Origin of the sequence: Ruegeria sp. HKCCE3926 (genome assembly GCF_017872515.1) — a bacterium.
GTDB lineage: Bacteria > Pseudomonadota > Alphaproteobacteria > Rhodobacterales > Rhodobacteraceae > Ruegeria.
Genome location: NZ_JAEDOU010000005.1, coordinates 1 through 19,392 on the forward strand (window position 1 = coordinate 1; position 19,392 = coordinate 19,392).

The window sequence follows — 19,392 nt, forward strand, 5'->3', positions numbered from 1 at the left end:
GCTTTGCCGACTGGTGGGCGGCAGTTGCTCTGAAAGAGCAATGAGAGCCCACACCGTCGAACCAAAGAAGGCCGCTCCACACCGGGGCGGCCTTTTTTTGTTTTGTGTGAAGACCTTGGCTATTTACAAATATTAACCAATTCTTCCAGCGCTTCTAACAGAGGTGAATTGTTATCTGTTGAATTGTAGTGTTCGGCGTGTGAGTTACCCAAATCACTCGTGCAATGCGTTTCATTGCATTCGATGGCTGTCTCCCGAATGAGCTGGCCAGCAGGCTGAAGAGCTTCATCGTTGTTGTAGGTTTCCATGAACGCAATCGAGTAGTTTTCTGCATTGTCACCCCCACCACTAAATACAACGTAATGGTCATCCGCTCTCAGGATGCGGAGGTCTACAATCGGAGTTTTCAAATAGGTTCCCTGATGCAAGATACCGTTTTGATCTGAAGCTTCCGTGCCGATCAAAAATATACATTTCTGTGGAAAGGAGATCTGCTGGGTTTTCTTTCGTCCGGCTGCCTGCGGCTGTGATGTCAAAGACATCTTGGCGATTTTGTGAGTCAGGCTCTCATAGTCGGCTTCGCCAGCTAAAACCGCGCGACAAGCTACGATGATTAGAATGGAGGCACCTAATAGGTGTTTCATGTTGTTTCCTTCGAATGACGCTAGTCGACGGTTGGTATAATCCATATGGAGAAATCCCAATACCGAAAGCAACTTTAACGCGCGATGATTCCGTTTGCAGAGCATGGATTCCCCCTTGCCAAACCCCGCCAACCCCACTTTACGCGCGTTCTCAACAAGAACGTCACGGCGGGGTGATCCCAGCTTTTGAGGCGTGACGTGGATTGGCGATGCGCGTCTGTCCTCCTCCCTACTGCGACGTCAAGGAAACGGGCAGAGCGTCTCATGTGGGCGCGGTCCGCACGGACTGAAGCCCTTACTTGACAAGGGCTGTGATCCATACCGGCGGCTGACGGTCTTGCCGTCAGCCGCTGGTGATTGCAAATCAGGACAGTGCTGATTCAGCCGCCGCCCGGACAGCGCGGATGTTGTTTCCGTAGACCTGTGGGGTTGAAACCGAACCGCCTTTGAATACAGCCGAACCGGCCACCAGCACATCCGCACCCGCCGCTGCCACCAGCGGGGCGGTATTCGGGTCGACGCCACCGTCAATCTCAATATGCACCGGACGATCACCGATCATCTGACGCAGTTTTTTGACCTTGCCAGTCATGTCGATGAATTTCTGGCCCCCAAAGCCGGGGTTCACGGTCATCACGCAAACCAGATCCGTGAGGTCCAGCAGATGCTCGACCGCTTCGGCAGGGGTGCCGGGGTTCAGGGCAACGCCGGCTTTCATTCCGGCGCCGCGAATGGCCTGCAAGGTGCGATGGGTATGTGGGCCAGCCTCGATATGTGCGGTCAGAATGTCCGCTCCGGCATCGGCATAGGCCTGGATGTAGGGATCGACCGGCGTGATCATCAGGTGAACGTCCATCACCGTTTTCACATGCGGGCGAAAGGCTTTCACGGCCGGAGGGCCAAAGGTCAGGTTTGGAACGAAATGGCCATCCATCACGTCAACATGAACCCAGTCGGCGCCCTGCGCTTCGATGGCCTGAATTTCCTGCCCAAAATTGGCGAAATCGGCGGACAGGATAGACGGCGCGATCTTGATGGTGCGGTCAAAGCTCATGGTGGCCTCGTATCAGCTGAAGAGTCGCGGATGCGTATACCCCTGAGCCGGTGGGATGGATAGCCCCCGCAAACGCTGTGCCGCCACAAAACTCTTACCGCGTAGCATCTGACGCAATGGGTTGAGGCCTCGGCCCGGAGGTCGGATGCGGCTGAGAATCCTAGTTCGCTGATGCCTCGTTCAGGGTCAGCGTTACACGCTCACCCGCGAAAACCGTGCGGCCGTACTCGACTGGCCGTCCATCCGGGTCGGCATTGACGCCGACCGAAAAGAGAACAGGAGCACCTTCTGACAATTGAAGTTGCAGCGCCTGCGTTGCGGTCGCCCCGCGCGCGGTCAGGCGAGTCGAGACGCGGACGTAATCCCTGATGCCGCAGGCTTGCAGCGCTTTGGTGACGGATTGGGTTTCGGTCAATGTCTGCAAGATATCCGGAAATCGTTCCGCGGGGAAAACGCTTTGAAACAGGGCTATGGGCTGCCCGTCCGCCAGGGATAATCCGTCATAGACGTGCACTGGATCACCCTTGTTAAGGCCCAGAGCTTCGGCTTCGGCTTCATCGGCGACGCGCGTGGTCAAAGCTAGGATTTTCTTACCCGGTATCTTGCCGCTGGCCGAGATGTTCTTGTGATAGCGCACCCTTTTGCCGATCGGATAATCCGTTGGCCGTGCCGCAACAAAAACGCCCGCACCGCGCCGAGCGTGCACCAGCCCCTGATCAGACATGTCAGCCAAAGCGCGCCGTACCGTGTGGCGGTTGACGCCATGGGCGGCGGCCAGCTGGGTTTCGGTCGGCAGGCGATCTCCGGTTTGATAGCGCCCCTCGGCGATGTCCGAGGTCAGGCGCAGGGCAATACTTTTCCAGATCGGCGTTTTGCTCATTCCACCAAACCTTCAAACGGTCGCAGATTGCGTTTTGACAACCTGTCGGTTAACATTTGTCTAGTTGTATAGTTCATGTAGACAACCTATCCAAGAGGCTTTGATGGCAAACCAGACGAAAATCGGGATCAAGGCACGGAAGGAATGGATGGGTCTGCTGGCGCGCGCGCCGGACACTGCCCTAGTGGCGCTGTGGGACGGCATTCAGGACTGCCCGAGTTTCGAATGGCTGCGCAGGCCCGAAGTGGGTGGTGTCATGGTGCGTGGCCGCATCGGAGGAACCGGCGCTTTGTTCAACCTGGGTGAAATGACCGTTACGCGCTGCTCGGTCGTGTTGCAGGATGGTACGGTCGGTCACGGATATGTTCAGGGCAGGTCGAAATCCAAGGCAGAAGCGGCGGCATTGATTGATGCGATGATGCAGACGGCCGCTGCTGGTGATTTGCAGGAACGGCTGCTTGATCCGCTGAGGCTGCAAATGCAGTCCATCAAGACAGCGCGCGCCGCAAAGGCAGCGGCCACCAAGGTCGAGTTTTTCACGCTGGCTCGGGGGGAAGACTGATGCCTGTTCAAATGCGGTACTCGGGGGGCTTTCAAGACGCACCTGTCGACGCGGCACATGCATTCCGCGCGGCCATGACCGCCATGGCACGCCCGGGTGAACTCCGCACCCTGACTGGCTGCGCACCACCTGCGCCCTTGTCCGTCGCGGCTGGCACGCTGCTCCTGACGCTTTGCGACGCCGAGACAAACGTTCATCTGGCGGGTGAAGCCGACACCGATGTGGTGCGCGAATGGCTGACCTTTCACACGGGTGCACCGATAGTGGCGGCGGAAGAGGCTGATTTCGCCCTTGGTACGTGGGATGCACTGGCGCCGCTCAACACCTATTGTATCGGGACGCCGGAATACCCGGACCGGTCCGCGACACTTGTTGTGGAATGCAAGCGGCTGGAGCAGAACGGAGCAGTTCTGAGCGGCCCCGGCATCCGGCACACGGCGCGGCTTTCTCTGCCGGATATTCCGGCTCTTCAGAACAATGCGCTGCTTTACCCTTTGGGGTGTGATTTTTTCTTCACCTGCGGTGAGGCGGTCGCGGCCCTGCCGCGTAGCACGCAAATCAGGTCCAGGGGGTAAGCCATGTATGTCGCTGTCAAAGGGGGCGAAAAAGCTATCGAAAACGCCCATGCGTGGCTTGCCGAAGAACGCCGCGGTGCGACAGATGTCGCGGAACTGAGCTTCGCGCAGATCCGTGAACAGTTGGGCCTTGCGATGAACCGGGTCATGGCTGAGGGGTCGTTATACGATCCCGACCTTGCTGCGCTGGCAATCAAACAGGCGCGCGGCGATCTGATCGAGGCGATTTTCCTCGTCCGCGCTTACCGCACGACCCTGCCTCGTTTCGGCTATTCCAACCCCGTCAAAACCGGCGACATGGCCTGTGATCGCCGGATCTCGGCCACGTTCAAAGATGCCCCCGGTGGTCAGGTTCTGGGGCCATCCTTCGACTACACCCACCGATTGCTGGACTTCAAGCTGGCGGCCGAGAGCGAAGTTCCAAAGGCGCCTGAAGGCCCTGTGCGGCTGGAATCAACGCCACATGTTACCGCATTCCTGAAGGATGAGGGTATCATTCAGGATGAACCGGCCCGCGATGACGTTCCGGGCGATCTGACCCGTGAACCGATGGAGTTCCCGTCCACCCGCCCGGTGCGCCTTCAGTCGCTGACCCGTGCGGACGAGGGATTTGTGCTGGGCATGGCTTATTCGACCCAGCGCGGTTACGCCCGCAACCACGCCTTTGTCGGAGAATTGCGTATCGGCAAGGTCGTGGTTGAGCTGGACATCCCCGAGCTGGGCTTTGCCATCGATATCGGCGAGGTCGAGCTGACCGAATGTGAGACGGTGAACCAGTTCACCGGTTCGAAAACGGAACCGCCACAGTTCACGCGGGGCTATGGGCTGGTCTTTGGCCAGTCTGAACGAAAGTCCATCGCGATGGCGCTGGTCGATCGGGCCTTGCGGTGGGAAGAGTTGGGTGAAGACAACGTGGGCGCGCCCGCGCAGGATGAAGAATTTGTTCTGAGCCATGCGGACAACATTCAGGCTACCGGCTTTCTCGAACATATCAAGCTGCCGCATTATGTCGATTTCCAGTCCGAGCTGGAACTGGTCCGCAAACTGCGCCGAAAGGCCCAAGAGCGCATGTCAGAGGAGGCCATGGAATGAAAGCCGTCGTTTTTGATATCGGAAACGTTCTGGTCAAGTGGGATCCGCATCTGGCATGGCTGGAGGAGATGGGTAGCCGTGAGGTGGTGGCAGAGTTCCTGACGCGCATCAATTTCCCCGAACGCAACCTGCGGGCCGATGGAGGAGAGATGTTCGCCGATCTGGCCGCTGAACTGGAAAATGCGGAAGATCGGCAGCGCCTCAGTGTTTACGTTGAACGTTATGCCAGAACCGTTCCGCAAAAGATCGAGGGAAGCTGGCGCCTGCTTTACCGCCTGAAAGAGAAAGGCACTCCGGTTCACGCGATCACCAATTGGTCAGCGGAAACCTGGCCTGTCGGCGTGGGGGCACATCCCGAATTGGGCGAAGTGTTTGGTGTCACCGTCGTGTCGGGGCAGGAGAAGCTTTTGAAGCCTCAGCCAGAGATTTTCCATCTGTTGTGCAAGCGGGCCGGGCTTTCACCCGAGAACTGCATTTTCATCGATGACGGGCTGCACAATGTCGAAGGCGCGCGTGCGGTGGGCATGGATGGGATCCACTTCACCGCGCCGCACGCGCTTGAACGCGCTCTTGCAGAAAGAGGCTGCTTATGAGCGCGTACAACTTCGCCTATCTGGACGAACAAACCAAGCGGATGATCCGGCGGGCGATCCTCAAAGGTCTGGCCATACCGGGGTATCAGGTGCCGTTCGCCAGCCGCGAGATGCCGATGCCCTATGGCTGGGGTACCGGGGGCGTACAGGTTTCAGCCGCGACGTTGACGCCCGAGGATACGTTCAAGGTGATCGATCAGGGCGCAGACGACACGACCAACGCCGTATCCATCCGCAAGTTCTTTGAAAACACCGCAGGCGTCGCCACCACGGAAAAGACGGAACAGGCCACAATCATTCAGACCCGCCACCGCATCCCCGAAGCAAAACTGCGCGAAGACCAGATCATCGTTTATCAGGTGCCGATTCCCGAACCTCTGCGCTTTTTGGAACCGCGCGAGACTGAGACGCGCAAGATGCACAGTCTTGAGGAATACGGGCTGATGCATGTGAAACTGTACGAGGATATCAGCCAGCACGGGGCGATTTCGACCGCTTATGCCTATCCGGTGAACGTGGCTGGACGCTATGTCATGGACCCGTCCCCGATTCCGAAATTCGACAATCCAAAGCTTGAGATGGACGCGATCCAGCTGTTTGGAGCCGGGCGCGAGCAGCGTATTTATGCGGTGCCTCCGCATACCAAAGTCGTGAGCCTCGATTTCGAGGATTATCCGTTCGAGGCCACCAAGGCCGATCATCCCTGCGATCTGTGCGGGGCCGAAGACAGCTATCTGGACGAGGTTATCATGGATGACGCGGGCAACCGGATGTTTGTCTGTTCTGACACGGATTACTGCCGGTCACGGCGTGAGGCGGGGCATGCAGGCCAATTGGCCGGAAAGAACGCGCAATGACCCCTCTGTTGCAAGTCAAAGGCATTGAAAAAAGCTATGGCCGCCGGATCGGATGCGCGGATGTGAATTTTGATCTCTTCCCCGGAGAAGTAATGGGAATCGTTGGTGAAAGTGGGTCGGGCAAGTCGACCTTGCTCAACTGTATGGCCGGCCTTCTGAAGCCGGATGCCGGGCAGGTGATCTTTGATACCCGTGCAGACGGCCCGGTCGATACGGTCACAATGTCCGAGCCAGAGCGCCGGATGCTGAGCCGCACCGATTGGGCCTTTGTCCATCAACATGCGCGCGACGGGTTGCGGATGTCTGTCAGCGCCGGAGGCAACATTGGCGAGCGGCTGATGGCCGTCGGCGGACGCCACTATGGCAGCATTCGGGGCAAGGCCATTGACTGGTTGGGCCGGGTCGAGATTGACGAGAGCCGCGTCGATGACCGCCCAAGCGCGTTTTCGGGCGGGATGCAGCAGCGTTTGCAGATCGCGCGCAATCTGGTGACAGGTCCTCGGCTGGTGTTCATGGACGAACCGACCGGTGGTCTGGATGTGTCGGTACAGGCGCGTTTACTGGATTTGTTGCGCGGACTTGTGCGTGAGATGAGGTTGAGTGCGATCATCGTCACCCATGATCTTGCCGTGGTGCGTCTGCTGGCGGATCGGTTGATGGTGATGAAAAGCGGTCGCGTGGTCGAGGCCGGGCTGACGGATCAGGTACTGGACGACCCGCAACATGCCTATACGCAGTTGCTGGTGTCCAGCGTTTTGCAGGTTTGAGGCTTTGGGGAAAGATAAAGCGATGATTGAACTTGTCGATGTCAGCAAAAGCTTCACCCTGCACAATCAGGGCGGCGCCGCGATCCCGGTGGTGAAAGGCGCGTCTCTGAAAGTGGAACCGGGTGAGTGCGTCGCCCTGACCGGGCCGTCGGGTGCAGGCAAATCCACGCTGATGCGGGTGATCTACGGCAACTATCTGGCGGCCACTGGTCAGGTGCTGGTCGCAGGGTTGGACGTGGCCCGGGCTGAACCGCGGCAGATCCTGTTGCTGCGTCGTGACACGTTGGGCTATGTCAGCCAGTTCCTGCGGGTCGTGCCTCGGGTGCCGACGCTGGACGTTGTGGCAGAGCCGCTGCTGGCAGCGGGCTGTGACAGGCAAGTGGCAATGGACAGGGCAGCCGGATTGCTGAAACGGCTGAATATTCCCGAACGTCTGTGGACCCTCAGCCCGACGACTTTCTCGGGCGGCGAAAAGCAGAGAGTGAACATTGCGCGGGGCTTTGCGCATGAATATCCGGCAATGCTGTTGGATGAACCGACCGCAAGCCTGGATGCGCAGAACCGGGAAACGGTTTTGTCCCTGATCGAAGAGGCCAAGAACAAGGGCGTGACGATTGTCGGGATTTTTCACGATCTCGACGCACGCGAACGGGTCTGTGACCGCGAGGTCGATGTTTCCGACTTCACGCCGGGGATGGCTGCATGACGCTTGCTCCGGTCATAGCGGTCGTGGGTCCTTCGGGGGTCGGAAAGGACAGCGTAATGAACGCGTTGGTGGCCCGGGCGCCGGGTGTTCAGCGGCAGCGGCGGGTGATTACCCGTCCCGAAGGCGAAGACGGCGAAGATTTCGACCGGGTCTCGGTCGATACATTTCAGCGAATGGAACGGGATGGTGCGTTTGCGCTGAGTTGGCATGCGCATGGGCTGTGTTACGGCGTGCCGAAGACGATCACGCGGCAGCGGCAGGTGGCCGTGGCCGTTCTGGTCAACCTGTCACGAACGGTGTTGATTGAGGCGCAGGAGGTGTTTGGTGATCTGATCGTGATTTCCCTGACGGCCAAGCCCGAGGTTCTGTCCGAACGCTTGTCCTTAAGAGGGCGGGAAAGCAAGGCGGAACAGACGCGGCGTCTGGACCGGGCCCAAACGTCTTTGCCCAACGGTTTGAATCAGGTCCTGGAATTCGACAACTCCGGTGCGATGGAAGATACGGTTGCCGAAATCCTGTCGCACCTTCAACCGGAAAGCCCGTAGCGATGGATAAGGTAGAAGCGCCCGTCCTCAGCCTCGCCCGTAAGGGCCAGATCCGTGATCTGGAAGGGCTGCGGCAGCAGTGGGACCAGATCGGTTTGCAGCGCGTTCCGAGTTGCTTTCAGGGTTGGTTTGTCCAGCTTGCCGCTCAGCGTGATGTGAAAGCGGAACGCGTCCAGTACGTAAGGATAGCCCCACTGAACCAGGTTGGCGTCTTGCTCTGGGGTCAACCCGGCGGCGCGACGGCGGGCCAGTTCGGCCTTGGAGGTAGGCGCACGAAAGCTGTCCAGTTCCCGAACACAGGCCGCGGCAAGCGCATTCAGTGCCCGCGTCTCACCCAACGGACGCAGGGCCAGAAAGCGCCCAAACCGGGCGATCTCGAGGCCATCCAGCGACACAGGTGGTTGGCGGGAGGCGAGCGAGCTGCACGCCTCTTGCAGGGCTTCGAGTGTTTTGCTGTCGCGCAGTCTGAACGGTGGCTTCAGCGTCGCGTGCAGCCCGTACTTGCGCGGTACTTCCGTGACAGCGGCAACGTCGATGCCTTCGACAATCGGATGGGCAACAGGCTTTCCCGCCTCCATGTCCCAACCCAGCCAACTGGTTGCAAATTTCGCCCATTCCTTTCCCGCAGGCGGCGCAAAATAGATCGCGTATCGCGTGAATGTCATGTCGGCCTCCTCTTGCGTGGCCTTCCTCGGTCTCAACATGCGTGAAGTTCAGATGACAGAAGAGTTGATCCTTGCCAATGCCACGCTTGTTTTGCCGAATGAAACCGTAACCGGCAGTGTCCGGATTGTGGGTGAGGCCATCGCTGAAATCGACACCGGAAACGGGGTCCCCGCGGGCGCGATAGATTGCGAAGGCGACTATGTCAGCCCCGGCCTTGTCGAGTTGCACACGGACAACCTTGAACGTCACATACAACCGCGCCCACAGGTGAACTGGCCCCATGCCGCCGCAATTCTTGCGCATGATGCGGAATTGGCCGGCGCCGGGATCACGACAGTGTTCGATGCCATGCGGGTTGGATCGATCCCGTCGGGCGCCCGGCGGTATGGGAAATACGCCCGCGGCCTGTCGCAGGAGTTGTGGGATCTGCACGAACAGGATGCGCTCAAGATCAGCCACTTTCTGCACTTGCGGGCCGAGGTGTGTTCGGAAACTCTGGTTGAAGAGCTGAGCGAATTTGGACCGGAAGACAGGGTTGGCATTGTGTCCATAATGGATCACACACCCGGTCAGCGTCAGTTTCGCGATATGGGCAAGCTGGAGACCTTTCTGAAGGGCAAATATGCCATGGATGATGACACGTTCTTTCAGCACGTGGCGCAATTGAAAGGGCTTCGAGATCGCAATGGCGTACTGCACGAGGTCGAAGCTGTCAAAGCTGCCCGCCGTTTCGGAGCAGTATTGGCCAGCCATGACGACACGACTGAAGATCAGGTGAAAGTGTCCGTAGGTCACGGCATCCGTCTGGCCGAGTTCCCCACAACCGTCGAAGCGGCACGCGCCTGCCACAAGAACGACATTCGGGTCATGATGGGCGCGCCGAACATAATCCGCGGGGGGTCGCATTCAGGCAATGTTGCTGCCTACGAGCTGGCTCAGCTTGGGTATCTGGACATCCTGTCTTCGGATTATGTGCCGTCGGCCTTGTTGCTGTCGGCGGTTAGGCTGGGCGAGATTTGGGGCGACCTGGCGCGGGGGATGAAGACGGTTACGCTGGCACCGGCTCGGGCCGCAGGGTTGGAGGAGCGGGGCGAGTTGCGCGTCGACGCCCGCGCCGATGTCATCCGCTTCCGGATGCGCGCGGGTGTACCCGTCCCGAGTTCGGTTTGGGCGCGCGGTCGACGCGTGGCGTGATCAGGCCGTGTAGAACAGGTAACGGTCCGGGGCGATTGTCTTGGGCCCCTGGATCTGGGCAAAGCCGACCAGGGGCTGACCTGAAATCAACAACCCGCCGGGCTGCATGACTTTTGCGATCAGCGGGCTGAGACGCTCTGCTTCGGCGACGTCCTCGTGCTTGATGCCGCGTCCGAAATCGTAATGCGCCAGCGCGATTCTATGCCCGTCGGCCGCCAGTCTGAGCAGCATCGGTTCGGCCTCACCTTGCAGGAAATCCTCGGCCGGGGGGGTGCTGTCCGGATGGCATTGCAGGATCCGGTCCATCACCCAGATCCGGCGCTCTGGCAGGATTTCACGCAGGTGGTCATAGGTGCGGCCATTGCCCAGGCCCATATCCAGCACATCCCCCGGCTGGCCGCTGATCCGCTCGGCCGCCCAGTTCAATCCGTCGCGTTGGGCCGTCAGTCGGCGCAGCATGGAATCCAATCGGCTCATGGTGATGTCCTCATTCGTTCTCTGGCGCGACCCAGGCTGTGGCGGGCCCGCTCAGCAGTTTGCTCAGAAGGGCCTCGGTAAAGGTCCAGATGTCCTGATCATGGACCAGATGATGGGTCAATATGCCAAAGGGCTCGGTGTTGTCTGAACGGCCTTCGCGTCGGTCTCGCAGAAGACCAGCAGTCTGCGCGACCAGGGCGTCGGCTGAGATCAAGCCACGCGACCCGCGCCAGTCGATCGGATCAAGGTGGGTATTGATCTGCTCAAGACCCGGTGCGGCCAGGCATGATTTGCGGGGCGTTGCGGTGGACAGGATGCGGTATCCCAGCTTTGGCAACTGTTTGGCCATTTCGGGTGCAATGCGATTCCAGGGGGGCACGAACATTTGTCGCATATTGTCACCAAACAGGGACCGAAGACGCACCATCCCGGCCTCCGCATCCGTCACCATCATGTCCAGCGGACGGTCGAGCCGAAACTCGGCCTTCTTCTCGCCGCGGGGCGCATGGTTTGTATGCGCCCACCCGTGTACGACCGGAACAAGAGACGCGCGCGCGGCGACGTATTCCGCCAGCGCGGGCGTCGCGTCGCGTGGAATGACGGCCAGATGCACGGGCAGGCCCAGTTTGTCGGCCAGCTCGGAAAGGCGGTCCAATTGCGGTGTTGGCGCAATGGCATCATCATCGCGCCACCACACAGGCAAGGGCAAGCTTTCGGCGCGCCAATGATTCAACTCGACGTCAAGTGGGCGCCAGTCGGGGTTCATGTGCGTTGCTCCAGCAGGCGCTTGGCGATGTGGACGGATTGGATGGCCCCGTCAAAACCGAAATCCTGTTGTACACGGGGGCCGTCGGCCACGACACGCTCCACCGCCCGAGCCAATGTCGCCCCGCTCAACGCTCGGCTTTCCAGAACTTCGATTGCGGGCAGATCGGACAGGCTCTGCCCGCGCAGCCCTTGTTCCACCTCTTTGCCGTCGTCGAAAGGTACAAACACGGCGGGGGTGCCACTTTGAAGGATATCCATGGCAGTGTTGTAGCCGCACATGCTTACCGATGCCGCTGCCAGGGGCAGCATCTGGCGGAAATCCGGCCGCACAGGTTCCAGAACAACCGAAGCACCTTCGACCATCCGGGACAATTCCGCGATCCGTGCCTTTGCATCCGTTCCACCGACCAGCAGGCGCCAGCGCCTGTTGGGCATCTTTCGGGCGGCCTCGATGGCCGCGCGAAAGATCGGTTGCCCGACGGATCCGCCGCCAGCGCTGACCAGGATTTCATCCTGGCCCGCTGCGTCGGGGTGAGGTTGGGGCAATGCAGGCGCCACAAAGCCGGTGTAGTGAAGTCGCTTGGCCAATCGGTCCGACACCGGCCAGCTGACCGACAGGGGTGTAACGCTTTCGGTGGAATGCACCAGAATGCCGTCATAATGCCGAGACACGATTTCATCCGCGCGCTCGGCCTTGGCGCGTTTGGAGGGCGGAGCCAGAATGTCGCGGATGGATCCGAGAATGACGGGACGCTTAGGCAACGCGCTTGCCGCATTCAAGGCCGCATCGAACTCGGCCGACAGTGATCGGCGACCAAAGGGGTAAAGCTCGGTGATCAGGATCTGCGGCTGGAAGCTGTTCACCGCCTGCACCAGGGCGGCCTCGCGCGTGGCGTGATAGGCCGCGTCAGCCTCGTCGCCGCTTTCGGTCAGCAAACGGGTGAAGTTGGTTCCGTCTGACCTGAGCGGCGGCAAGCCGAACAGGGTCATGCCCGTGCTGTCCAATTGCGGCGCGGGCATGCCACCCGTCACGACCATGACGTCGTGGCCATCATCCCGAAAGGCCCGCCCCAATGTCAGCGCCCGGCTGAGATGCCCGGTGCCCAACAGGTGCGTGACGATGATCATCACCTTCATTGCGGGGCCTCGTATTTGATCAGGCGAACGGGGTCGGCGTCGGCGGTCATGGTCTTGATGTCGACGATATACAGCCGATTGCGTTTGATCTTAAAGGGGGCAGGTCCTTCGAAATTCCAACCCCATGCCCAAGCCAGAATGACCCGCATGATACCGATATGACAGACTGCGACCGTATCCTGCCGCAGCGCGGACAGCCAGGGGCGAAGCCTGTCCCGAACCTCGGCCGGGCTTTCTCCGTTTGGTGGGCGGAAATCCCAGCCCCAATGCTCGATATGACGATATCCGCTGGATGCGTCCGCGATCAGGTCGACCCCGCGCTGACCTTCCCAATCGCCCCAGTTCATCTCGGTCAACGCGTCCGAGGTGTTCGGGTCGCGACCGGTCACGATTTGCGCCGTCTCACTGGCGCGGTGCAGGGGGCTGGACCAGATGTCAGCCTTGGCCCAGTCCTGCGGCAATCCATAGCCCGCCAATTCGGCTCGGGCGTCATCGTCCAGCGGTATGTCGCTGCGCCCCTGGATTCGTCCCGCGCGGTTCCAATGGGTGTGCCCGTGGCGGAGCAGTGCAAGCCGGGTCATGATACGTCCTTCAGCAGGGGTCGGAGGGTTGCCCACAAGCGCTCGGTCGCCTGTGGCATCAGGTGGCGCTCTGCCACGTAGTTGCGTGCCGCAGCGCCCAGAGTGTGGCGCAGCGTGGAATCCGACAAAAGGGCCTGCATGCCATCCGCAAATCCCCTGGCGCCGCTTTCGACGGATGGATAGGCCGCCGGGGATAGAACATCGCGTACACCGGGCCGATCCTGAGCGACCACAGGCAATCCCGCAACCTGCGCCTCGAGGTAAATCATGCCGTAAGCCTCATTCACTCCGGGCCATGCGAGCAGAGATGATTGTTGATAGACGCGTTGCAGTTCTTCCCGGTCAAGCTGACCCAAAAAACGCACCCGCTGTCCGAACGGCGCCATCAGCGCCTCAACCTGCCTGCGCGCCGGTCCGTCTCCTGCGATGTTCAGGTGCCAGTCCCCGGTCAAATGCGCCAGGGCCTCGGACAATATCTGATAGGACGCCAGCTTGTCCCCATGCCGCATCATGCCGACGGTCAGCATGGGTACGCCACCTTTGGCGGCCGGAGGCAGTTCCGAGATGGGAAGGAACGGAGGCAATTCGACCAAAGCCTGATCGCCAAAGCGATCCCGCTGCAAAGTGATCAGGTCGTTGGCCGTATGATAAAAGATCACATCCGCTGCATCGCAGGCCTGATGCGCCGCCTTGGCGAACTCAGCCCACGGTCCGTTTAACCGACTGGATGCGCGGGTGCTTTCCAGTTGCACATAGGGAATGCCGCGCGCCTTGCAAACCCGAGGGCCCAGCAGGTCAGGTGCCTTGTAATAGTTGTGGTAGGTCACCCACAAATCGGTATCTGAAGGCATGTCAGAGACAAGTCGCTTCGCTTCATCTTCTGCCGCGCGCCTCAGGGCTTGTTGCAGGTCTTCGTCGCCGCTTTTGTCATAAATGCGCAAGTCGGTCGCCAGATCGACCGTATCACCCTCGGCGGTCAGCGCCTGCATCAGGTTCCGGGCCATTTCACGGTCGCCCGAAGGTTTCGGGCTGTCAGGAGATTTCATCGGGGCATAAAACGCGACCCGCGCCATTAGGCGTTTTCCATGCACATGGAGTTGAGTCGTTCCGACAGCCGTGCGATGCCGGGAGCCATCCGGAACTCAGCGATCAGGCGGTCATAGGCCGCATGCGCCATCTGTGACGCTTGCTGCGGATTGGCTGACAAACGTTCGACGGCTTCCGCAAGTGCAGATGGGGCGTCATCGGACAAAACCCCATGTGTTCCGGTTTCGATAAACTCGGGGATCGCCGAGACCGGTGTCGACAGGATTGGCAACAACTGAGACGCGGCCTCCATCAGCACATTCGGCAACCCGTCGCGGTCTCCGTCCTTCGCGATACGGCTGGGCAGAACGAACAGGTCGGCATCACGCATTGCTGCGATGACCTCGGGCTGGTCGCAAGCCCCTTTCCAGGTGATCCGGTTCGCAATACCGGCTGCGTTCGCCTGTGCCCTCAAAACGTCATCCAATGCGCCGCCGCCGATATGGGTCCAGTGCCAGTTCAGGTCTTCGGGCAGCAATGCGAAAGCCGCGATCAGACGATCGAAGCCTTTTTTCTCGACCAGCCGCCCGACAGAAATCATGTGAAAAGGATCATTCACAGCACGCAGCTGTCGCGTTGGGGGCTTGGGAAAGCGAGACAGGTCCAAACCGTGATAGATCAGGTCCACGCGCTTGGGGTCATCGGCCAGGCTGCGCAGATGTTCCGCTCCGATGGCTGTGCAGGTGGCGCCAAACGTGGCCCCGTAGGAGGCGGCTTGCAGCTTTTCACGTTTTTCCCAATCCGGCGACGTCCAGATATCCTTGGCATGAGCCGAAAAACTCCACGGCAATGCGCGCATGATGGCGGCGTAACGGGCAACGGATGACGGCGTGTGCATGAAATGAGCGTACAACCCTTGCGTCCGGGCAGGCAATTCTGCGGCCAGAACGCAGGCTTGCCCAAACCGTCGGATGCGATTGGGCGTCGGGTCGCGCTTCAAGTCCTGACGCCAGGTCCGATAGGCCCTGTCGTAACCGGGAAGCGTTTGGGCAAGGGCCCGTGCCGCCCAGACCCGTTTGGGTTCATCATGAAGATACTCGGGCAGGTATCGGACCTGTCCTGTGAACCGGTCATGCAAGGGATGGCGTTTCGTATCGGTCGGGTGCCGCAAAGACCAGATGTCAAAGCGATGCCCGGCCTCCTGCAAGGCGACAAGTTCCTGCGCAATGAACGTTTCGGACAGTCGTGGCCAACCTTTGACCACAACCGCCAATCGAGGAGAATCTGAGGTCATCCGGTGGCTCGTTCCTGTTCCCAGGTCAGCAGGCTCTCGATGCGGTCGGTGACATAATCCAGCCCGTCCAGCAATCCGCTTTGTATCGCCTGCGACGGTAGGGACTGGTGCGGTAATTCCCGAATGGCGCGGATCATCGCGTCCGGCGTCAGGCCATCCCGGTTTTCATCCAGCATTCGGACAAGGCCCAGCCCTTCTGCGCGCGAGGCCCGTATCCACTGTTCCAGACGGGGCGTGGTGCGCGGAACGATGACAGCGCGTTTGTCAAAGGAAAGAACCTCGCAGAACGTGTTGTAGCCGCCCATGCAGACGACGCCTTCGGCCCCTGCAAACAGCGTTTCGATCTGGGATTCGAACCCAACGGCAGTGACGCGGCCGTTCAACGCGGCAACGCGGGTTTCGAAATCTTCGCGCAACTCACCGGACAGGAAGGGGCCATAGACCAAAACCGCGCGCGGCGACAGATCCGGGTCTTTTTCATATGCGGACAGGACGAGGTTGACCATCGCCTTGCCGTCGCCGCCACCGCCGGGCGTGATCAGGATGTAGGGTTGTTGCGGAGGCTCGCCGACCGGACCAAGATCGCGGCGCAGATATCCCGTCCAGTGGATGCGGGACTGCGCCGAAGCGCTCAGCGGCAACCCCTGCGTCGGGTCATAAATCGACTGCAAGCCGTAAACCCAGATTTCGTGATAAAACCGTTCGGTGGCTTCAACGGCCTCCTTGCGCGCCCACTCGGCGGCCAGGACTTCGGGTTCATCCAGAACATCGCGCAACCCAAGCACCATTTTGGTTCCGCAGTTCTTTTGCAGATGGTTCAGTGTCGGTAGCAGCTCACCCCGAAACCCCGTCGGTTCCTTGTCTACGATCAACACGTCAGGGTCGAACTGCTGAACGGCGGTTTGAATAAGACCTGACCGCAACTCGGTCACTTCTTCGATGCCCATCCCGATCGTGCGTGCAGCATAAGACCCGTCTGCGCGTTTGGTGACACCGGGCAGGCGCACGTGGTCAACGCGACGGGGAAAGGTAAACCGTCCGGCCACGGGTGATCCCGTCAGGATCAGCGCGGATGCGCTTTGGTCCGCCTGCGTGATCGCGGCCGCCAAAGCCCGAGACCGGCGAAGATGGCCCAGCCCGAACGTATCGTGACTGTAAAACAGGATACGCGGTGCGCGGCCCGGTTTGGAATTGGTTTTGCCTAGGCTCATAGTGTTGCCTGTCTTCTTGATCCCGGTTCGAAATCCGCGCGTTTGCAAGCGTTACTGTATATATCCCCGTCGCGCTTGCCAAAGGAGGAATTGCTCTTCAGCAAATGTTCCAAGCATTGCGATTTGGCAACAGCATATTGACGGTTTCGCGTCATGTCGCACCAAAGCTTGAGAGGGATCGCAAAAGAACCGATGAACTGGCAAAGGGGCAGGGCCTTCAACTGCCGTTCATATTCAATTTTCGCCAGATTGAAAACATCCGGAATTACGCAGTGCGCCAAGAACACGCCCGAACACGATATTGAGCAGGGTGCACCCGAGTGTTTGAACTGCCTAAAACCCTTCTGTAATCTGATCGCTATCGGAAAAACTGGATGCAAAACCCCATGAAACATACCTTTCTGGCCGCAACACTTCTGGCTTTGTGGGCTTTTGTACTGGCGCTTCCGGTAAGCGTTTCAGCGCAAACATCCTTGATTCCGGGATACAACGCGGACAGTTCGTCTGCGTCCTCGCCGGAAAGTGACCTGGCTGCCGCAATTCGCGCCGCCAGCGAAGCCGGGGCCAGTGTGATCGTCATCGACAGCGCCGGGCAGGTTGTGACAACGGCAGGCGGCACGGATGCGGGTACGAATGATGCGGCGGGCGATTCGAACAATCCCATGGGTGAGGGATCGCAGCTGATGAAGGCGCAGGAGCGGTTCTCGAAATTCCGTGAGTCCATGCAGTCACGGCTTGAGGCGCTGCCGTATTCGGTGTTCGAAGTGAAGTATATCCTGCGCCAGACCAGTCCGGACGGTCGCATTCAGACCTATGTGGAAGTTCTGGGCTGGAACATCCTGTTCCTGTTGTTGGGCCGCTGGCTGTCTATCGAGATATACGGGAAACGCATCGCGCGTCGCTGGGTCGTGGCGCGGATCAAGGATGAACCGCAGGGTTACCGAGAAAAGATGCCCTTCCTTCTGTTCCGGTTCCTGATGGGGATCGGAGCGACGATATTTGCCATGCTCATGGCCCTGATCGTCGGATACCTGTTTTTTGGCGAGGCGGACGATATCTCGATCCAGTTTACGGTCACGGCGATCTTCACGGCGTTCTTCCTGTCGCGCACGGTGTCCGATCTGTGGCGGATGGTTTTGTCACCTTACCTGAGTCAATACCGGCTGCCGCCGTTCTCGGACCGGGACGCCAAGCGGCTGTATCTGTGGGCTTCGGCCCTCGCGACCTATGACATCACGGTTGTCCTGTTTTCGACCTGGGTTGCGGATTTCGGGCTGAACTACAACGTCTACGCCATGGTCTATGGTTGCCTGACAATGGTGGGCGCTTTCGGCAATATTCTGATGATCCTGTTCAATGCCCGGGCCATTTCAAATGCCATCCGGGGCGGAAGAGCGCCGGATCAGGTCTCGTGGTTGTTGCGGTTCGTCTCCTTCGGCTGGGCACCTGCACTGATCGTCTATGTCGTGTTCAGCTGGTTCCGTCTGGCGGTTGATCTTGCACTGGAGAACCCAACGCCGCTGCCGCTGATCGCAAGCAGCTATATGATCTTCATGTCTGTCGTCGTTGCCTATGGTGCGATGAACTACGTGCTGGAGCGGTATTTTGACCGTTCGCGCAAGATCAACGAGATAAACGAAGAAACCGCCGCTGCCGAAGCGGATGCCGAGCCCGTGGAAGCGCCCGAGGCAGAACAGCGCAAACAGTATCTTCTGACCTATGAGGATCTGGCGCGTCGGGTGGCTGGAATTCTGGCCTTTGTGATCGGTGTCTATGCCCTTGTGGTGATTTGGTATCCCGATGCGGAATGGAGCGAGGACCTGCCGGTTGCACGCGTGCTGGATGTAATGGTCATCATCTTCATCGGCTACATCCTGTTTCATTTCTTTCGCATCTGGATCGACAGCAAGATAGCGGAAGAAGTCGATGATGGCACCGAGGCCGAACTGGGCGATGAGGGCGGGGAAGGCGGACAAAGCCGGCTGGCGACGCTGCTGCCATTGTTCCGCGGCGCAATTCTGGCCGTTGTGGTCGTGACCATCATGCTGATCGTTCTCATGGAACTTGGTATCAATGTCAGCCCGCTGTTTGCGGGTGCCGGTGTGGTTGGTCTGGCTGTCGGTTTCGGATCTCAAACACTGGTGCGAGACATCTTTTCCGGGGCGTTTTTCCTGATGGATGATGCCTTTCGGAAGGGTGAGTACATCGATATCGGAGACGTCAAGGGAACGGTCGAGAAGATCTCGGTCCGGTCCTTCCAGCTGCGTCACCATCTTGGCGCGTTGAACACGATTCCTTTTGGCGAAATCAAGGTTCTGACGAACTATTCCCGTGACTGGGTGATCATGAAACTGCCGCTGCGCGTGACCTATGACACTGACGTGGAAAAGGTGCGAAAGCTGATCAAGAAGCTGGGGCAGGAGTTGCTGAGCGATCCTGTGATCGGCGAAAACTTCATACAGCCGCTGAAGTCCCAGGGCGTGATCGAAATGCAGGATTCAGCGATGATCATCCGGGTCAAGTTCATGACCAAACCGGGCGATCAGTGGCTGGTGCGCAAGAAGGTCTATCAGGAAATTCGCGAATTGTTCGCGCGGGAAGGCATCAAATTCGCGCATCGCGAAGTCACCGTGAGGTTGGCAGACGGCAAAGACGCCGATGACCTGACGCCGAAACAGCGTGAGGCGGTAACAGGCGCGGTGCAGGCAGCGATCGATGAGGATTACCTGGACGATATCGGCCCTGGGGGCGATGATCGATAGG

21 protein-coding genes are annotated in these 19,392 nt (G+C 59.5%); 10 read left to right on the forward strand and 11 right to left on the reverse strand.

The features are described from left to right. Positions 1 to 119: 119 nt before the first annotated feature. From I9184_RS13575 to phnF, 3 genes are all read right to left on the reverse strand, one after another. Positions 120 to 644 (reverse strand): hypothetical protein, encoded by a 525-nt coding sequence (locus I9184_RS13575; protein WP_209834827.1) that lies wholly within the window; start codon positions 642 to 644, stop codon positions 120 to 122. 364 nt (positions 645 to 1,008) lie between these two features. Then, on the reverse strand, positions 1,009 to 1,698 hold the full coding sequence (rpe, locus tag I9184_RS13580; protein ID WP_171636657.1) for a ribulose-phosphate 3-epimerase: 690 nt from the start codon (positions 1,696 to 1,698) through the stop codon (positions 1,009 to 1,011). A 160-nt stretch (positions 1,699 to 1,858) separates the two neighbouring features. Further along, complete coding sequence (gene phnF, locus I9184_RS13585; RefSeq protein ID WP_209834829.1) at positions 1,859 to 2,578, reverse strand: phosphonate metabolism transcriptional regulator PhnF; 720 nt, start codon at positions 2,576 to 2,578, stop codon at positions 1,859 to 1,861. Positions 2,579 to 2,681: 103 nt separating this feature from the next. Here phnF and phnG point away from each other — a divergent pair, with 103 nt between their 5' ends. From phnG to I9184_RS13625, 8 genes are read left to right on the forward strand one after another with little or no spacing between them, the layout of a single operon-like run. Continuing rightward, positions 2,682 to 3,140 (forward strand): phosphonate C-P lyase system protein PhnG, encoded by a 459-nt coding sequence (phnG, locus tag I9184_RS13590; protein WP_209834831.1) that lies wholly within the window; start codon positions 2,682 to 2,684, stop codon positions 3,138 to 3,140. Next, a complete protein-coding gene (gene phnH / locus I9184_RS13595) occupies positions 3,140 to 3,715 on the forward strand; it encodes a phosphonate C-P lyase system protein PhnH (protein WP_209834833.1) in 576 nt (191 codons plus the stop codon). Before phnG ends, phnH begins: the two co-directional genes overlap by 1 nt. A 3-nt stretch (positions 3,716 to 3,718) precedes the next feature. Beyond that, positions 3,719 to 4,807, forward strand: a complete 1,089-nt coding sequence (locus I9184_RS13600) for a carbon-phosphorus lyase complex subunit PhnI (RefSeq protein ID WP_209834834.1) — start codon at positions 3,719 to 3,721, stop codon at positions 4,805 to 4,807. Then, positions 4,804 to 5,400: an HAD family phosphatase gene (locus I9184_RS13605; RefSeq protein WP_209834836.1), complete on the forward strand. Its 597-nt coding sequence runs from the start codon at positions 4,804 to 4,806 to the stop codon at positions 5,398 to 5,400. The genes I9184_RS13600 and I9184_RS13605 overlap by 4 nt, the downstream gene beginning before the upstream one ends. Next, a complete protein-coding gene (locus I9184_RS13610) occupies positions 5,397 to 6,257 on the forward strand; it encodes an alpha-D-ribose 1-methylphosphonate 5-phosphate C-P-lyase PhnJ (protein WP_171636670.1) in 861 nt (286 codons plus the stop codon). Before I9184_RS13605 ends, I9184_RS13610 begins: the two co-directional genes overlap by 4 nt. Continuing rightward, positions 6,254 to 7,024 carry a phosphonate C-P lyase system protein PhnK gene (phnK, locus tag I9184_RS13615; protein ID WP_171636672.1) on the forward strand — a complete coding sequence of 257 codons (771 nt, stop codon included), beginning with the start codon at positions 6,254 to 6,256 and terminating at the stop codon, positions 7,022 to 7,024. The genes I9184_RS13610 and phnK overlap by 4 nt, the downstream gene beginning before the upstream one ends. A 22-nt stretch (positions 7,025 to 7,046) precedes the next feature. Beyond that, complete coding sequence (gene phnL / locus I9184_RS13620) at positions 7,047 to 7,730, forward strand: phosphonate C-P lyase system protein PhnL (protein ID WP_209834838.1); 684 nt, start codon at positions 7,047 to 7,049, stop codon at positions 7,728 to 7,730. Next, the gene (locus tag I9184_RS13625) at positions 7,727 to 8,275 is read left to right on the forward strand and encodes an AAA family ATPase (RefSeq protein WP_209834840.1); all 549 of its coding nucleotides are present in this window, start codon (positions 7,727 to 7,729) and stop codon (positions 8,273 to 8,275) included. Before phnL ends, I9184_RS13625 begins: the two co-directional genes overlap by 4 nt. Here I9184_RS13625 and I9184_RS13630 read toward each other — a convergent pair. Continuing rightward, entirely contained in the window at positions 8,257 to 8,940 is a 684-nt protein-coding gene (locus I9184_RS13630; protein ID WP_171636678.1) for a DUF1045 domain-containing protein, read from the reverse strand. The genes I9184_RS13625 and I9184_RS13630 overlap by 19 nt on opposite strands. Before the next feature lie 52 nt (positions 8,941 to 8,992). Here I9184_RS13630 and I9184_RS13635 point away from each other — a divergent pair, with 52 nt between their 5' ends. Next, complete coding sequence (locus I9184_RS13635; RefSeq protein WP_171636945.1) at positions 8,993 to 10,135, forward strand: alpha-D-ribose 1-methylphosphonate 5-triphosphate diphosphatase; 1,143 nt, start codon at positions 8,993 to 8,995, stop codon at positions 10,133 to 10,135. On the opposite strand, the gene I9184_RS13640 is transcribed toward I9184_RS13635, so the two are convergent. Genes I9184_RS13640 through I9184_RS13670 form a run of 7 tightly spaced genes read right to left on the reverse strand, consistent with a single transcriptional unit; the run spans position 10,136 to position 16,629 of the window. Then, positions 10,136 to 10,612, reverse strand: a complete 477-nt coding sequence (locus I9184_RS13640) for a class I SAM-dependent methyltransferase (protein ID WP_171229514.1) — start codon at positions 10,610 to 10,612, stop codon at positions 10,136 to 10,138. Positions 10,613 to 10,622: 10 nt separating this feature from the next. After that, positions 10,623 to 11,378: a polysaccharide deacetylase family protein gene (locus I9184_RS13645; RefSeq protein WP_209834842.1), complete on the reverse strand. Its 756-nt coding sequence runs from the start codon at positions 11,376 to 11,378 to the stop codon at positions 10,623 to 10,625. Continuing rightward, complete coding sequence (locus tag I9184_RS13650; protein WP_209834844.1) at positions 11,375 to 12,517, reverse strand: glycosyltransferase; 1,143 nt, start codon at positions 12,515 to 12,517, stop codon at positions 11,375 to 11,377. The genes I9184_RS13645 and I9184_RS13650 overlap by 4 nt, the downstream gene beginning before the upstream one ends. After that, the gene (locus tag I9184_RS13655; protein ID WP_209834846.1) at positions 12,514 to 13,098 is read right to left on the reverse strand and encodes a histidine phosphatase family protein; all 585 of its coding nucleotides are present in this window, start codon (positions 13,096 to 13,098) and stop codon (positions 12,514 to 12,516) included. Before I9184_RS13655 ends, I9184_RS13650 begins: the two co-directional genes overlap by 4 nt. Further along, a complete protein-coding gene (locus tag I9184_RS13660) occupies positions 13,095 to 14,171 on the reverse strand; it encodes a glycosyltransferase family 4 protein (RefSeq protein ID WP_209834848.1) in 1,077 nt (358 codons plus the stop codon). The genes I9184_RS13655 and I9184_RS13660 overlap by 4 nt, the downstream gene beginning before the upstream one ends. Further along, the gene (locus I9184_RS13665) at positions 14,171 to 15,418 is read right to left on the reverse strand and encodes a glycosyltransferase family 4 protein (RefSeq protein WP_209834850.1); all 1,248 of its coding nucleotides are present in this window, start codon (positions 15,416 to 15,418) and stop codon (positions 14,171 to 14,173) included. Before I9184_RS13665 ends, I9184_RS13660 begins: the two co-directional genes overlap by 1 nt. Beyond that, positions 15,415 to 16,629, reverse strand: coding sequence for a glycosyltransferase (locus tag I9184_RS13670; protein WP_171636690.1), 1,215 nt, complete (start codon positions 16,627 to 16,629; stop codon positions 15,415 to 15,417). The genes I9184_RS13665 and I9184_RS13670 overlap by 4 nt, the downstream gene beginning before the upstream one ends. Before the next feature lie 386 nt (positions 16,630 to 17,015). Here I9184_RS13670 and I9184_RS13675 point away from each other — a divergent pair, with 386 nt between their 5' ends. After that, entirely contained in the window at positions 17,016 to 19,391 is a 2,376-nt protein-coding gene (locus I9184_RS13675; RefSeq protein WP_209834852.1) for a mechanosensitive ion channel family protein, read from the forward strand. Position 19,392 lies beyond the last annotated feature (1 nt).